Source organism: Cohaesibacter sp. CAU 1516, from assembly GCF_005771485.1.
In the GTDB taxonomy this organism is placed as follows: domain Bacteria; phylum Pseudomonadota; class Alphaproteobacteria; order Rhizobiales; family Cohaesibacteraceae; genus Cohaesibacter; species Cohaesibacter intestini.
This window is the reverse complement of the sequence record NZ_VANT01000004.1, coordinates 162568-177300: the sequence shown is the minus strand read 5'-3', so window position 1 is coordinate 177300 and position 14733 is coordinate 162568. Positions and strand designations below refer to the sequence as shown.

The following is a 14733-nucleotide window of genomic DNA, read 5'->3' as shown; positions in this document are numbered from 1 at the left end:
ACAAAACGATCGCAAATGGTGGGGCAACAAGATGGCAGAACGCCAACGACAGGCAACCAAGACAGCAAATGAGGCCGCGCAGACAGACCTCGTGGATCAAGCGCGCCTTGAGGCGGACTGTCGTGAAGAAAATGCCCTGGTTGCGCAGCAGCAGGCTTTGATGATCCTCTCGGCCCTTGGACAGGAAACCCGGCTCAAAGCGTTCCGCCTTCTATCGGTGGCGGGAGACGAGGGGATCGGGGCAGGGGGACTGGCCAAACATCTGGGCACCCCGCACAACACCCTGTCGACCCATCTGGCGATCCTCAGTCGTGCCGGACTGATTACTTCTGAGCGTTCAGGGCGCAACATCACCTACCGGATCGTGCCGGAAAGCCTTAGCAACCTGCTGCTTTTCCTACTGGATGACTGCTGCAACGCCATGCCCGAGGCCTGCATGCCAAAGAGTCTGCTGGAGAGCTTGCGCCTGGGTGCCAGCTCGCCTGCCTGATTGGCGCTGATTGAGCGAAAAGACAAAACACAACAATGATGACAGTCCGGGTTGGCCCAAATGGCGGACCACCCTTTTTCGGAACCAAGATGATGCAGAACATTCTTTTCCTTTGTACCGGCAATTCAGCCCGGTCAATTCTGGCAGAAGCCATTCTGAACCGGGTTGGTGCAGGGCGCTTCACGGCCTTTTCCGCCGGCAGCCAGCCAAAGGGCGAGCCGAACCCATGGGCGTTGGGTCTCCTGCAAAGCCAGCAGTTCGACCTTTCTGACTTTCGCTCCAAGAGTTGGGATGAGTTCGCTGCGGAAACTGCACCTCAGATGCATCACATCATCACAGTTTGCGACAATGCAGCAGGCGAAGCCTGCCCAATCTGGCCCGGCAAACCCGCCACCGCCCATTGGGGCATTCCCGATCCGGCAGCCGCCTCCGGTGATGACAAGGACATGAAATTGGCCTTTCTCACCGCTTATGCGCAAATGTCCGACCGGATTGGCCGCTTTGTCTCGTTGCCAATTGAACAGATGTCCCGTCAAGAAATAGCCGTTGCCATGGCCGATATTGGCAGCTTTTCTGGCGCAACCGGAGGGCCGCGCTAATGGCATCGAGCAACAGAGCGCAACTGGCAGCAGAGTGCCTTGGCACCGGAGCGCTGGTCTGCACCGTCGTTGGCTCCGGCATCATGGCGGAAAATCTGGCAGGCGGAAATGTCGCCATTGCCCTTCTGGGCAACACCATTCCCACCGGGGCGATCCTGTTTGTCCTGATCACCATGCTGGGGCCGATCTCCGGTGCGCATTTCAATCCAGCAGTGACGCTGGTCTTCACCTTGCGCAAGGAACTGGCCCTTTCCAAAGCCGGGGCCTTTGTGACAGCCCAGATTCTTGGTGGCATTCTGGGTTGTTGGCTGGCAAATTATATGTTTGAGCTGAATGTCTTCCAGATCTCGGAGAAACTTCGCACCGGCCCCAGCCAGTGGGTGTCCGAAATCACGGCGACTGTCGGTCTGGTGCTGACGATCCTTGTTTGCCTGCGTTCCAGACCAGAGGCCATTCCGGTAGCTGTCGGGCTCTACATCACCGCGGCCTACTGGTTCACGTCTTCGACCAGCTTCGCCAATCCTGCGGTCGCGATCGCTCGGATCTTTTCCAACACCTTTGCGGGCATTCGACCTCAGGACGCGATGCTCTTCATTCTCTGCCAGATTGTGGGTGCGGTCCTTGCCCTTGTTGTCAGCCGCTTGCTGCTCGAAGAGGACAAGGACACCGTCTCGGACGTTATCTAGGCAAAGAGAGGCGCAAGGCCTGAACAAAAGCGATGCCCGCCACAAGCGCCAATATAACCCCAAACAGCCCGAACGCGCCTTGAAAGCCAAAGGCGGCGATCACCGGCATGCTGGCCAAGGGTGAGAGCAACTGACCGAGAAAGATTGATGTGCTGAGGATGCCACTGGCCCGCCCGCGATGGCTTTCCGGCGCCAGTTGCAGCATCAGAGTGACAAAATTGGGCATCACCAGAGCAAAGCCAAACCCGACGCTTGCCGCACCCGATGCAAGCCCCCACACGCCTCCATCCAAAGCCATCAGCCCCATGCCGAGCGCCATCAGGGCATAGCCGCTGCCAAAGACGATCACATAAGGGACGCGCCGCTTGAGCCAGCCATACCAAAGCGCAGCAACCCCTCCGAAGAACATCAGCACGGCAAGCAGAATGCCGGTCATCGCGCCGCTGTCATAGCCCAGATCCTGAAGGTAAAAGGGCAACTGGGTTGGCATCAGGAAAAAGCACAGGCTGGTAAAGCCTTGCAAGGTCGCCAATGCCAGCAATTGCCCGAACCAGCCTGCATGATCACTTTCGCTGTCCCTCTCTTGTGGATCGGTGTGCGGCCTGTGCGCCGCGCCGTCTTCTCTCTGATGAGCTGAGCTGATGTCATGCAGGCTGAGCGCCACCAGTGGCAAGAGCAGAATCGCCAGCCCATAGACCAGAAAGGGCAGGTGTGGCGACAGTCCGGCCAGCCATCCGGCCAGCGCAATAAAGACCAGACCGCCAAGGTTCCGTGCTGATATCTGCAAACCATTGAGCGTGGCCCGACGGGAGCCTGTAAACAGATCTCCAACAATTGTTGTTTGCGCCGTCATGATCAGAGCCACGCCCACCCCCAGCAGCAACCGACTGCCAAAGATCAGCGATAGATCCTCAAGGAAATAACCGGCAGGTCCCGCCAGCACGAACAGGACAAGCCCGAGCATCAGCACTCGTTTGCGTCCATGACGATCCACCGCCATGCCGGCCATGGATGCAAAGAGGATGATCGATAGAGATGGTGCTGGCACCAACAGCCGGATCAACAGGGCTGCATGGGGCTGATCGCCATAGGCGGCTTCCAGCCCGGTCAGCGCCGGGGCGATGGTGGCATTGGCCATGGTCGTCAGACTGGCGGCAAACAGCAAGGCCCAGACGCGAGGGTCGCAGGCAAGGGATGGCGAGTGGGCTGGATAGGCTATTGTCATGACACGTCCTCTTGCATGAATTGGTCTTCGATGGCAGGCTACAAGTTCAAGTCAACTTGAGGTCAAGCATGAAATTTCTCGATATCGGCACTGTCTCCGAACAAACTGGATTGCCCTCGTCCACACTGCGCTATTATGAAGAAATCGGCCTGATCGAAAGCGTCGGACGCAACGGGCTCAGGCGACAATATGAGCCGCGCGTGCTGACCCAGTTATCGCTCATCGCCCTTGGCAAGAGCGCCGGATTCTCTCTTGAGGACATAGCCAGAATGTTTGGCCCGGAAGGCCAGCCGGACCTGCCGCGTGACGAGCTACATGCCCGGGCAGATGCCCTTGATCAACAGATCAAACACATGACCGCGCTCAGCAATGCCTTGCGCCATGTTGCCGATTGTCCGGCCCCCAGCCACATGGAATGCCAGACCTTCAAGCGGATGGTGCGCATTGCAGGCAAACGCAATCCCGCTAGGAAGACATAGGACCGGGATTCCGGTTTATGCGCATAGCTACTAACCCTGCGACGCAATGTCCCACCGGTCCCGAATGGTTGACCCGGCCGCGCGCCTCGGGCTTAGTGACAGGGTGAGCATGGCTTGCAAGTGCAGGGAGGGGAGTGCCAAGATGACCGGAAAGATCCAACAGGGTGAGCGCAATTGGCAGCATTCCCTGCGCGAGCCAATGATCGATGAACTGCATGCCCGGCCATTTTTGCGGTTGAAAGCCCCTTGTCGGCTTGCCTATATCGCCTTGAAGCCGGAACAGGATGGCAGCCACACGGCCGATCTGTCCCGCAGGCAATTGACAGCCTTTTTGGCGCGATTTGGTGCCGCCCCTCCGGATGAAGACGCCGTCTATCACTCCGCCGATTTGGGGGATATGGTGCTCAAATGGGAGCATCATTCAGAGTTCGCCACCTACACCCTTTTCGGTTGCAAGGCGGTTGAGCATGAAGACAACTTTGCCCATTTTCTCCATCGCCATTTTGCGGCTGAATGGCTCAACGCCTTTGACGGCAAGATCATCAGTTCTGTGACTGCCCGGATTGATCTGGTGCCGGATGAGACAGCCCTTGATGCCCATCTGTCTGAACGGGCGGAAGACTGGTTCGGGGTCAACGCGACATATTCCGCTGCTTTCGTCACCGATCAATCCGCCGCCATCGCCGCGGACTTCACCACCGACAAAGACGGTCATATGCGGATCGCCATGCTGGCAAATGGCGGTATTGGTCCGGGTCGGACCGGCCGTGCCATGCAGCGGATGCTTGAAATTGAAACCTATCGCGCCATGTCAATGCTGACGCTGCCCGTCGCGCGCCACATTCTGGGCCAGTTGGGACGGTTGAACCAGTCGCTGTCAGAGACGGTCGAGGCCATGAGTGCCAAGCAGCGCGACGCTGGTGAGAGCCTTGAGGAATTGCTGCATATCTCGTCCGATCTGGCTTTGCTGTCGGCCCGCTCATCTTTCCGCTTCAGCGCTGCACGGGCCTATGAGACATTGGTCAGGCAGCGCATCGAGCTGCTGCGTGAAGAGCGGATCCTTGGACGGCAAATGTTCGCGGAGTTCATGAAACGTCGCTATAGCCCCAGCATGCGCACTTGCCATTCCGCCCATGCCCAATTGGAAGACATCTCTGACCGCACGGCCCACGCTGCCGATTTGCTCAGTACCCGCGTGTCGGTCACCACGGCTGAACAGAACCGCAATCTGCTTGCGAAAATGGATACAAGAGCCGCCCAGCAGGCCCGTTTGCAGGAGACGGTCGAAGGTATCTCGGTCGTTGCCATTTCCTATTATGCAGTCAGCCTGTTGAGCTATTTGCTGGCGCCTCTGACCAAGATGCTGCCCGTGAGCAAAACCATGCTGTCAGCCGCGCTTGTCATCCCTGTGGTGCTTTTGGTCTGGACTGGCATGCATCGCTTGAAAAAGAGACTGATCCGCGAGCCGAATGGCAAAATCGACAAGACCCAATGACGGCGTCACTGAACGCCTCCATGGCTCACCCACCAGTTGGGATGGGTGAAGGACAGACGGCGGGCGGCATATTCCGCATGCTTGACGCTGGCGAACAACCCAAAGCAGGTTGCACCAGACCCGGACATCCGGGCGAACAAACAATCCCCGTCGTCATTGAGGGCTTGTAGCACCGTCTCGATGATCGGGGCCTGCTCCATCGCCGACATTTCGAGGTCGTTGCGTTGGTCTGACAGCCAATCCGCCAGCGCTTTGGCAGACAGGAAAGCCGATGGCACAGGGCCCATCGGAGAATTATCCTTGCGCTTCAGACGTTTGAAAATACTAGGCGTCGAAATCGGCACCCGTGGATTGATCAATACCAGACCAAGGTCTCGTGGCATCCGGGGGCCGGGTTGCATCTCATCGCCGATTCCTTCGGCCCTGAGGCAGCTGCCTTCCAGACACATCGGTACATCGGCCCCCAAGCTCAACGCGATGGCCCGCAACTTGTCATCCTTGATGGTCCGCTCCCAAAGGCGCAGTAGACCAAGCAGAGCCGCTGCTGCATCCGACGACCCCCCCCCAATGCCAGAGGATATCGGCAGCCGTTTTTCCAGCGTCAGGGCTGCTTGTGCCGGCAGCTTCAACTCCTTGGCCAAAAGACGGGCGGCTCGGACAATCAGATTGTCCGGTTCTTGCCGCAGCCCTTCGGCGAAGGGACCCACGACCGAGAGATGAAGATGCCCTGATGGTTCAAAAACCAGTCGATCCGAAGCGCCGCCAAACACCACCAGAGAATCGAGCAGATGATAGCCATCTTCCCTTTGTCCAGTGATATGCAGCGTCAGGTTGACCTTGGCCGGGGCGTCCAGAACAAGTTTTGCTTGTTTCGTTGATTGAACACTCATCCTTGCCTTGTCCCCCCGTGTCTTCAGGCCTATGGGCCATGCGGTGCAGATGGAAATTGCTATTGGACAGTTTGCAGTGCGACGGGTTCGCTGAATTTTCAGCCAAATCATCGGCGAAGCAGTGTGTCTCTTTGTCATCAGTGTAAGGCTATGATCGGCGCCATGACAACCGTTCGTCTTTCTCTGATGTCGAAAAAAAAGCCGACCCCGCAAAGGGATCGGCTTGATCGGGCATTGCTCTAGGCAGATGTCAGTTCTTTTTCACTTCTGGCAGTTTGCCTTCATCAAGGCCATTGGCGATTTTATTCTCCACCTGCACCAGCAATTCCGGCTTCGGAGACATGGTCTTGACCCGCTGCCACTGGAACCGCGCTTCGTTCTTGCGGCCGGTCATCCAGTAGGCATCGCCCAGATGGTCGGTGATGGTTGGATCCTCCGGGCGCAGCTCAACCGCACGCTCAAGAAACTTCACGGCTTCTTCAAACTGCGACAGGCGGAAGTGCGCCCAGCCGAGGGAATCGACAAAGAAACCATCATAAGGACGCAAGGCCACGGCTTGCCGGATCATCTCGATTGCCTGATCCAGATTGAGGCCGCGATCCACCCAGCTATAGCCGAGATAATTCAGCACGGTGGGCTGGTTTGGAAAAAGCTCGAGGGCCTTTTGCATGTCCTTTTCCGTGTTGTCCCAGTCCTTGACCTGATCATAGGCCGAGCCACGCAGGAAGAAGAGAGACCAATGAAAGTCCCGTAAGCTTTTGATGCTGTCGATGCCGGCGCTCAGCACCTTGATGGCATCGCGATAGCGATCTTCGGACTGATAGACGCGCGAGAGTACGGACACGGTTTCCAGATCGGATGCATCGCCCGCCAGCAAGCCGTTCAGCCGCTCGATCGCATCTTCCGGGCGCTTCAGGCGGGTCAGCACGAACCCGGACTGACGCACGGCACGGCGATGGATCGGGCTTTTGGCTGTGACCTGATCATAATGCTCAAGCGCAACGGTATCCTGTTTCATCCGCTCGTGCAGTCGAGCCAAAGCATATTCAGTGCGGTCGAAATCTGCGCGCAGAAAGTCCGAAAACTGCAGATACAGCGCACCGCCCTCAATCGCGTTCTCTTGCGCAAGAGCATCACCCAGCGTGCCGAACAGTTCCGCGGCGCCATCCTGCGGCGTGCGGACCATGCTGGCCGCGGGTTTCATTTCGGCAAAGGCACTTCGAATCCAGTCCTTGTCCGCTTCATCGGCTGCGCTCTGGTCAAATTCCGCCAAAACCTCCGTTGCGCGTTCGGTATTGCCACCCTTCAGCAGGCTGTTGATCAGCGCATAGGCAGTGATTGGCGAATTGGGGTCCGCATCAAGGCTTTGCTGCAAATGCTGGGCTGCCTTTTCATAATCTTTGGCATAGGCAGCAATCAGGCCGGAATGCATCGAGAAGAAGAACTGATTGACCTGGCCCTCATCGACCGTGTCGAGAAGAGCGAGCGCTGCGTCAAGGTTTGCCCGATCCTGGCCGATCAGTGACCAGGCTTTCAAGACAGTCTGGGAAATCACCGCAAAGGGACCAAATTGCGCCGACGCACTAAAGAGCCGCGGATTGTTCAAAGAGCGCCGAAAAGGGGCGGGGCCAAGCAGATCAACCGGGTGATTTTGCATCACGTCAAGGCCATCACCAAAGCTCTTCACGGCACTGGCATAGTTCTTTCCCTTCAGCGCCTTGACACCGAGCGCCATCGAGATCATCGGTTTGATCCGATATTCCGCTTCCGATCCGGTAAAGATGGAAGAGGGAGCGTCGCCTTGATCATCCTTTTTGGACTCTGTCTGCGTCTTGTCAGGCAGGTTGGCCGCTTCCCGCGCGGTGATTTCTTCCATCCGGTCGGCCAGTTTGAAGGCAAGGTCATGCTGCCCGGTGGCCAGTGTCAGGGCAAAATTTCGCTCTAACAGCAGAGGATTGGTCGGATCCAACTCCATGGCCTGTGCGAAGAAGTGCGCGGCGAGGCCCAGATCCTGATCCTGCTGGGCGATGCGGGCTGAAAGATAGCTTCCCGTCAGCGTGACCGGAAGGTCGGCCAGCGTCTCTGTCAACTCGGTCATTGCCTGCTGCGCAGCCCGGCCAGAAGCAGGATTGCTGAGCAATGCAAGGCCACAAATGCCGGCAAGCAGAAATTGGCGGAACAGGGACGAACGACGTGGATGCTTCATATAAATGGCCTTGATGTCTAAGACTTTGACGGAACAATAATGGATGCTGCCTGTTTTCTAGGAATGCAGAATGGCTTTTTTAGGGCTGACGGGCAAGCCCTGTCGGGCGGGAAATTCGGATAAATTCGATCCCCTGAAACCAGATTGCCAGAAGGATCAACCAATCGTGAAAATAGATGGCAAAACACCGCCTCGCGGGCGGTGTTTATTGGCTGGAATGTTTGAGATGCTCGGCCACAAAGAGGCGTGTCCGTTCAAGGTCTCGATCAGTGTGCTCGGGAAATGCAGAACTCGACCGCATCGATCAGGGCAGACTTGATCGGCCCGTCCTCAAAGGCATCGAGTGCCTTGATCGCGGCGGCCCCATGATTGCGGGCCTGCTCCAGCGTGTCTTCCAAGGCATTGCTTTTCTTCAACAAACCCATGGCAAAATCGAGCGCGCCGTCGGTGACATCCTTGCGCTCTTCCATGACCCGTTTCCAGAAAGCCTGCTCTTCTGCATCGCCCCGTTCATAGGCCTTGATCACCGGCAGGGTGATCTTGCCTTCACGGAAATCATCCCCGACATTCTTACCCAAAGCAGCCGCCGAACCACCATAATCCAGCGCATCGTCGATCAATTGGAAGGCATTGCCCAGCTCCATGCCATAGGCGCGCATGGCGATGATCTTGTCTTCTCCGCTGCCCGCCAAAATCGGCCCCACTTCGCAGGCTGCGGCAAACAGGGCGGCGGTCTTGGATTCGATCACTTTCATGTAATCTTCGGTGGTCGTGGCCATATTCTGCGCGACAGATAGCTGCAACACTTCCCCTTCGGCGATCACACAGGCCGCCGTCGAAAGCACATCGAGCGCCCGGAGCGAGCCAACATCGACCATCACCCGAAAGGCCTGACCGAGCAGGAAGTCACCGACCAGCACACTGGCCTGATTGCCCCACAGCATGCGAGCGGCCAATTTGCCCCGGCGCATGTCGCTTTCATCGACCACATCATCATGCAACAGGGTCGCTGTATGCATGAACTCCACCGCCATAGCAAGCTTCACATGGCCGATTTCGTCTGCGCCATAGCCGCACATATTGGCCGCAGCCAGCGTCAACATCGGGCGCAGGCGCTTGCCACCGGAATCGATCAGATGCTTGGCGACTTCGGGGATCATCTCAACGTCCGAGCCGGCTTTCTCGAGGATCAGATCATTGACGCGACCCATGTCGCTTTTGACAAGATCGATAAGAGGCTGAATGCTGGCTTGGGACTTGTTGGTCTCGTCCAGAGAAGGGACAACGCTCACGCGGCGGCTCCAGATGTTCGTATGGGTCAAATTCGGGGGCGAGAATAGGGGGCTGACCCGATAACGACAAGGAAAAAGCGAGCCAATGCGCACAAATTCAATGGCAATTGGTCTTGAGTCCCCGGCCAAGCGTTGTTGGATTGGCATTTTTGTCACCAAACAGCCTGTCCGGTTGGCAAGCAGAATCGCATTGACACCGACAGGCCTTCCGAACGATGCCCTCTTTTCATCGCGACACCAAATCACTATCTTGACCACGCATGGTTTGCTTGGACCTGGATCAGGAATAAGGAACGTTCCGATGAAATTGCTGCTCAAGACCAATGACATGGTGACCCTGTCCTTTGCCGAAGCCTTGTTGCGGGATGCGGGCATTGAGCATCAGTCTCTCGACCACAATATGAGCATCATGGATGGTTCGATCGGCATTCTGCCGCGCCGTCTGCTGGTCGAGGAGGAACGCGAGGCCGAAGCCCGCCGTCTGCTCGAAGATGCAGGCCTTGGCGCAGAAACCGAAATCCCCAAGAAATCCTCCTGACCGTGACCCCGTATTAGAAGCTCTGTCTCATGCCCCAAAGCCCGGCCCCTCTGCTGCCTGACAGCCCCAATCTGGCCTCTGCCGCCCTGCCCGAGGATCTGGCGGTCAGTGAGGATGACTTTCTCGGTGGCCGGATCAATCTGCTGCAGCCGAAAAAGGGCCACCATCGCTCAGGCACCGACGCGGTTCTGCTGGCTGCCTGCTGCCCTGCCAAATCGGGGGAAGTGGTGGTTGATCTGGGCTCTGGCATCGGTGCGGCGGGACTTTGTGTTGCTGCCCGCGTCAGCGGGATCAAGCTGTTGGCGGTGGAACTCGAAGCCGAGGTCGCTGCCATTGCCGCGGCGAACATGACCCGCTGTGCGGAACACCTGGCCGAAAGCAGTGTCATCAATGCCGACGTTGCCTTGCGTGGAGAGGCCCGGATAGTGGCTGGCCTGAGGGAAAATATGGCTCATCATGTGATTGCCAATCCACCCTATTATCGCCCGGAGCGTTTTCAGACTTCGCCCAACGAGGCCCGTGCAACCGCCCATATGCTGACCGATGAGGGGATGGAGCCATGGTTCCGCACGGCAGTGTCGATTCTGAAAAAAGGCGGCACTTTCACAGTGGTCCAGCGCGCTGACGAGTTGCCCGAACTGCTGCAATTGATGCAGGGGCGCTTTGGCAATATCACAGTGCAGCCATTTTCCGCGCGGCAAGGAGAGGCAGCCCATCGGGTTGTCATTCAGGGCAAGAAACAGTCCCGTGCCCCCTTCCGCCTGTTGCCGACCATCGCGCTGCATGATGCTGGCAGCGACGTGCCTGCCGCCCGCATCGAAGCGGTGCACCGCCACGGAGCGGCGATTGATCTGTCCTGAAACGGGGAGGGGTTAGCCAAGGGTCTGGCGAATGATCCGCTCGAAAATCTGCACGCCGCTTGAAAGCAAACTGTCCGGGAAATCGTAATCCGGATTATGCAATTGCGGATGCGATTTGCCTGCCCCCAGCAAAAACAGGGTGGCCGGATGGCTCTGACCAAAAATGCCAAAATCTTCTGAAAAACGCATCGGGTCCGGCTGGTGTGCATGGGGAATGTCTTCCGCTTCCAAAGCCTGACGCACCATCTGGGTGGTTTCAGGGGCATTGGTGCAGGCGTCAAAGACGTCATCTTCGCTGATCGTAAGGGCAAGGCCTTCCGCTTTGGCGGTCTCAGTGGCAAGGGAATGGGCTGCCTCCACCAAACCGGCCATGGCGTCATCGGTCACCGTGCGCAGGGTCACCCAAATCTCTGCCCTTGCGGGAGAAACGCCAAAGCAGGCTTCCCCCATCTCGATATGGGTGATGGTGACCAACTTGAAATCCGCATCAAGCTGCTGGCCTTCATCAAGGCCATTGGACAAAGCCTTCAGCCCGGCAACAATCCTCATCACTCCATCAAGTGGCGAAATGCCGTCTTGTGGCAGAGAAGCATGCGATGTCTTGCCTTCCAGCGCGATGCGCATGCCGCGCGATGCGCAACACATGGCGCCGTCCTTCAACCACACCGTCCCAAGGCCAAGCCCCGGCAAATTATGCAGCGCGAAGGCCATGTCCGGCTTCAAGGCCTGAAAGGCCGGATCCTTGGCAACGGCGCGCGCACCCTTGCCGGTTTCCTCGGCTGGTTGGAACAGCAGGATCACCCGGCCACGCGCCGGCCTGTTCGTGGCAAGGCGCATTGCCAGTCCAAGCATGATGGCCATATGGCCATCATGGCCGCAGGAATGAGCCTGTCCATCAATCGCCGACCGATGCGCCGCGTCAGACTGCTCGCTGATTGGCAACCCGTCCAATTCGCACCGAAAGAGCAGCGTGGGACCGTCTTCAGGGTGCTCGCCGTCAAAAAGAGCCGCAATGCCCGTGCCACCCCATTGACTGCCGTCTGGTTCCTGCCAAGCGCCAAGACCAGTGACGAGCCGGTCAGGTGACAAAGCAGTCAGTGCTGCCTCGACCCTGTTGGCTGTTCCGATTTCAAGTCCCGGCAAATCCGGGTGGCGATGGATGGTGTGACGAAAGTCGACCAGTTGGTCGAGCATGCTGTTGCTCAATTGAAACGACATGGCCGGAGAGTGTCCCGATGATCAATGGCGATAAAGGCGCGTCATCGCTGACATTTGCAATGATGGCGACGGATGAGAGTGTCCACCATAAGCATCGGGACCAGAGAAGACAAGCGCGGCAGGGGGAGGGACTTCAAAAGGTCGAGCAATGACATTTTCAGGGCCTTTCTTGATTGATTTGGGCGATTGGGTGAAGCCAATCAGTCATATTGGACCAGCTCGAACTCAATGCCGTCATGATCGTCAAAATAGAAGCGGCGTCCCGGCTCATAGTCGCCATGATTGTGGGTCTGGTAGCCAAGGGCCTTCACCTTCGCTTCCATGGCATCAAGATCCTCGACGACAACGCCGATATGATTAAGGCCACCGATTGTTTCGTAGGTGTTGTCCATGGTGCTATCGGACCCTTTGGAATAAAGCGCGATATACTGATCGTCCGAGCCGACATGGGCGGTTGTGCCTCCATCCTTGGATGGTCCTTTCCAGCGCACATGCCAGCCGAACAGATCGATCAGCATTTGCGTGCTGCGCTCGAGATTGGCGACAGTGATGTTCGCGTGTTCCAGAGATGCGGGTGCCATTATGTCAGATCCTTTCAAGCAAGCGCTCTTGCAAGAAGCGCTCCGTTGCTCTTGACCCTTCAACGCACGAAGGCCCTGTTGGGTTCGAAATGGTTCAACTTTTTGTTTGCCTGCAGTAAGCCTAATTGCTAAACCTAACTTCAGGTCAAGCCTTTGCTTGGGGCTGTTGAAAAGCCTGCTGTGGCCAATTACATTCCGGGGAAATATCGAGCTAAGCCAAGGGTTTGATGTTTTTGAACGGGCAAAGGATCCAGATGACAAGGAGCTGGAAGGAATGAAGAAAAGTGACGTCATGTCCATCGGAATGCTGGCAGAGCGCACAGGCATTGCCATCTCCGCCATTCGCTATTACGAGCGAGAAGGCCTCATTCACCCGGCCCGCAATGCAGGTGGCCAACGGCGCTTTTTGCGCTCGGATATCCGTCGCCTGTCCTTCATCCGTCTTGCTCAGCAATTCGGTCTGACCCTGCCGCAAATCCGCGACGAGCTTGGCCGACTTCCCAACCATCGCACGCCAACGGCAAGGGACTGGAAACGCATCAGTGGCAGCTTTCGGGATCATCTGACGGAACAGATCGAGACCTTGACCAAGCTGCGAGATAATCTGGATGGCTGCATTGGCTGTGGTTGCCTGTCGCTCGACAAATGCAAGCTCTACAACAAGGGCGATGTTGCCGCTTCTCTGGGAGCGGGGCCCCGCTATGTGATGGGCAACTCGTTCGCAGATGTGAAGGATCTTGCACCGCAATCTGAAGAGAATTCCTGATCAGCACGGCTAAGTCTGGAAATTCCCTGCCAACCATCCTAGATACTAAGCAAGCGTCGGGCTTTGCCTGACAGGACCAATGACCCGAGGACGTCTGTCGTGAGCGTAAAAAAGACCATCCGTAAAGTTCTGCCGAACAAGCTGCTGCCGAAATCCTTCACCGAAGACGCTGCGGTCATCCCGGTCGTTCGGATGCATGGACCGATTGCCGCTGGGCAGCATATGCGCCCAACGCTCAACCTCGCCTCGGTGGCGGGGCAGTTGCAAAAGGCCTTTTCCGTCAAGGAAGCCCCGGCTGTTGCCATCTCGATCAACAGTCCCGGTGGCTCGCCGGTGCAAAGCCGCTTCATTTACCAGCGCATTCGCCAACTGGCGAAAGAAAAAGACAAGGAAGTGCTGGTTTTTTGTGAGGATGCTGCCGCGTCCGGTGGCTATATGATTGCCATTGCCGGCGATGTGATCATCGCCGATCCCAGCTCGATTGTCGGCTCCATTGGCGTGGTGTCCGGTGGCTTCGGCTTTGTCGAGGCTATTGAGAAACTTGGCATCGAACGCCGTATCTATACCGCAGGCACCCAAAAGGGCATGCTCGATCCATTCCAGCCGGAAAACAAGGACCATGTCGCCCATCTCGACGGTTTGTTGCAGGATCTGTTTGAAACCTTCAAGGACATGGTGCGTGACCGTCGCGCCGACAAGCTGACGCAAAGCGAAGATGTCCTGTTTACCGGTGCTTTCTGGACCGGCAACAAGGCGCTGGAATATGGACTTGTTGACGGCCTTGGCGACATGAGCACCTATGTTAAGCAACGCTTTGGCGAGAAAACCAAACTGAAGCTGATCGCGCCGCCTTCGGGCTGGTTTGGCTGTGGTCGCAATGGCGGCATCGGCTTGGCAATGGGCGATCCCGTTGACCGCATTGCCGCGGGGCTCTCCGCCGATTCCATGCTCAGCGCCATGGAGGAACGGGCTCTTTGGTCGCGGCTTGGCCTCTGAATGTCGTAACCCGTCGATCAGAAGAAATTGGCCTCGCTCTCCCACTATGCTAAGCATGGGCGAGGGGGGCTTTTTGTTTGGATGAGCGACCGGCCCCAAAAAACAAAAGTGTCAAGAGAACAAGTGGTGCCGCATAAGGCCTCCGGCGGAGACAAATTACGTGATTGGCAAAATACTGGTGTTGGTGTCGGCCCTTGGCAGCATCTGGCTTGTGGTCAAGCTGTTGGCCAAGGTGGGGGAGCAGAACAAGGAAATCCTGGTCCGACGCCAGAAAGAACAATTGGTGAAGAAGCGCGAGCATGAAAAGCGCGAAGCCGACATCATCGATCTGGAAATGGATCCCGATACGGGTGAGTTCGAAGAACGCAAAGACGGGCGCAATTCCGGCAAGTGACCGGACATGCGGAGCAAA

16 protein-coding genes are annotated in these 14733 nt (G+C 57.2%); 10 read left to right on the top strand and 6 right to left on the bottom strand.

Annotated elements, in window-relative coordinates; genetic code table 11:
- Nucleotides 1–31 precede the first annotated feature (31 nt).
- The 3 genes from FDK21_RS12420 to FDK21_RS12410 all read left to right on the top strand — a co-directional run bounded on the left by FDK21_RS12420 (nt 32) and on the right by FDK21_RS12410 (nt 1775).
- The gene (locus FDK21_RS12420) at nt 32–490 is read left to right on the top strand and encodes a metalloregulator ArsR/SmtB family transcription factor (RefSeq protein ID WP_246657569.1); all 459 of its coding nucleotides are present in this window, start codon (nt 32–34) and stop codon (nt 488–490) included.
- 92 nt (nt 491–582) lie between these two features.
- Complete coding sequence (locus tag FDK21_RS12415; RefSeq protein ID WP_246657568.1) at nt 583–1089, top strand: arsenate reductase ArsC; 507 nt, start codon at nt 583–585, stop codon at nt 1087–1089.
- Nucleotides 1089–1775: an MIP/aquaporin family protein gene (locus FDK21_RS12410; RefSeq protein ID WP_138148753.1), complete on the top strand. Its 687-nt coding sequence runs from the start codon at nt 1089–1091 to the stop codon at nt 1773–1775. Before FDK21_RS12415 ends, FDK21_RS12410 begins: the two co-directional genes overlap by 1 nt.
- On the opposite strand, the gene FDK21_RS12405 is transcribed toward FDK21_RS12410, so the two are convergent.
- Nucleotides 1768–3000 (bottom strand): MFS transporter, encoded by a 1233-nt coding sequence (locus tag FDK21_RS12405; RefSeq protein ID WP_138148751.1) that lies wholly within the window; start codon nt 2998–3000, stop codon nt 1768–1770. The two genes, FDK21_RS12410 and FDK21_RS12405, sit on opposite strands and share 8 nt — an antisense overlap.
- 68 nt (nt 3001–3068) lie before the next feature.
- On the opposite strand from FDK21_RS12405, the gene FDK21_RS12400 reads away from it, so the two are divergent.
- Together FDK21_RS12400 and FDK21_RS12395 are read left to right on the top strand one after the other, a co-directional pair.
- Complete coding sequence (locus FDK21_RS12400) at nt 3069–3479, top strand: helix-turn-helix domain-containing protein (protein WP_138148750.1); 411 nt, start codon at nt 3069–3071, stop codon at nt 3477–3479.
- A 142-nt stretch (nt 3480–3621) separates the two neighbouring features.
- Entirely contained in the window at nt 3622–4974 is a 1353-nt protein-coding gene (locus tag FDK21_RS12395) for a DUF3422 domain-containing protein (protein ID WP_171022065.1), read from the top strand.
- A gap of 5 nt (nt 4975–4979) precedes the next feature.
- Here the strand turns inward: FDK21_RS12395 and FDK21_RS12390 are convergent, their stop codons facing one another.
- From FDK21_RS12390 to FDK21_RS12380, 3 genes are all read right to left on the bottom strand, one after another.
- Complete coding sequence (locus FDK21_RS12390; protein WP_114009880.1) at nt 4980–5864, bottom strand: 4-(cytidine 5'-diphospho)-2-C-methyl-D-erythritol kinase; 885 nt, start codon at nt 5862–5864, stop codon at nt 4980–4982.
- A 250-nt stretch (nt 5865–6114) separates the two neighbouring features.
- On the bottom strand, nt 6115–8070 hold the full coding sequence (locus FDK21_RS12385) for a tetratricopeptide repeat protein (RefSeq protein ID WP_138148746.1): 1956 nt from the start codon (nt 8068–8070) through the stop codon (nt 6115–6117).
- A gap of 266 nt (nt 8071–8336) precedes the next feature.
- Nucleotides 8337–9362 carry a polyprenyl synthetase family protein gene (locus FDK21_RS12380; protein WP_138148744.1) on the bottom strand — a complete coding sequence of 342 codons (1026 nt, stop codon included), beginning with the start codon at nt 9360–9362 and terminating at the stop codon, nt 8337–8339.
- Between the two features lie 301 nt (nt 9363–9663).
- Here FDK21_RS12380 and FDK21_RS12375 point away from each other — a divergent pair, with 301 nt between their 5' ends.
- Together FDK21_RS12375 and FDK21_RS12370 are read left to right on the top strand one after the other, a co-directional pair.
- Nucleotides 9664–9900, top strand: a complete 237-nt coding sequence (locus FDK21_RS12375; protein WP_114009882.1) for a DUF2007 domain-containing protein — start codon at nt 9664–9666, stop codon at nt 9898–9900.
- 29 nt (nt 9901–9929) lie between these two features.
- Nucleotides 9930–10760: a methyltransferase gene (locus tag FDK21_RS12370; protein ID WP_138148742.1), complete on the top strand. Its 831-nt coding sequence runs from the start codon at nt 9930–9932 to the stop codon at nt 10758–10760.
- A 12-nt stretch (nt 10761–10772) separates the two neighbouring features.
- Here FDK21_RS12370 and FDK21_RS12365 read toward each other — a convergent pair whose 3' ends face one another.
- Together FDK21_RS12365 and FDK21_RS12360 are read right to left on the bottom strand one after the other, a co-directional pair.
- Entirely contained in the window at nt 10773–11978 is a 1206-nt protein-coding gene (locus tag FDK21_RS12365) for an amidohydrolase (RefSeq protein WP_138148740.1), read from the bottom strand.
- Between the two features lie 200 nt (nt 11979–12178).
- On the bottom strand, nt 12179–12559 hold the full coding sequence (locus FDK21_RS12360) for a VOC family protein (RefSeq protein ID WP_138148738.1): 381 nt from the start codon (nt 12557–12559) through the stop codon (nt 12179–12181).
- Between the two features lie 274 nt (nt 12560–12833).
- Between FDK21_RS12360 and soxR the strand changes: the two genes are divergently transcribed.
- The 3 genes from soxR (at nt 12834) to FDK21_RS12345 (ending at nt 14715) form a co-directional block, all read left to right on the top strand.
- The gene (gene soxR / locus FDK21_RS12355; protein ID WP_114009886.1) at nt 12834–13325 is read left to right on the top strand and encodes a redox-sensitive transcriptional activator SoxR; all 492 of its coding nucleotides are present in this window, start codon (nt 12834–12836) and stop codon (nt 13323–13325) included.
- A gap of 99 nt (nt 13326–13424) precedes the next feature.
- Nucleotides 13425–14321 carry a S49 family peptidase gene (locus FDK21_RS12350; protein WP_246657567.1) on the top strand — a complete coding sequence of 299 codons (897 nt, stop codon included), beginning with the start codon at nt 13425–13427 and terminating at the stop codon, nt 14319–14321.
- Nucleotides 14322–14481: 160 nt separating this feature from the next.
- Nucleotides 14482–14715, top strand: a complete 234-nt coding sequence (locus FDK21_RS12345) for a hypothetical protein (protein ID WP_114009887.1) — start codon at nt 14482–14484, stop codon at nt 14713–14715.
- The last annotated feature ends 18 nt before the right edge of the window (nt 14716–14733 follow it).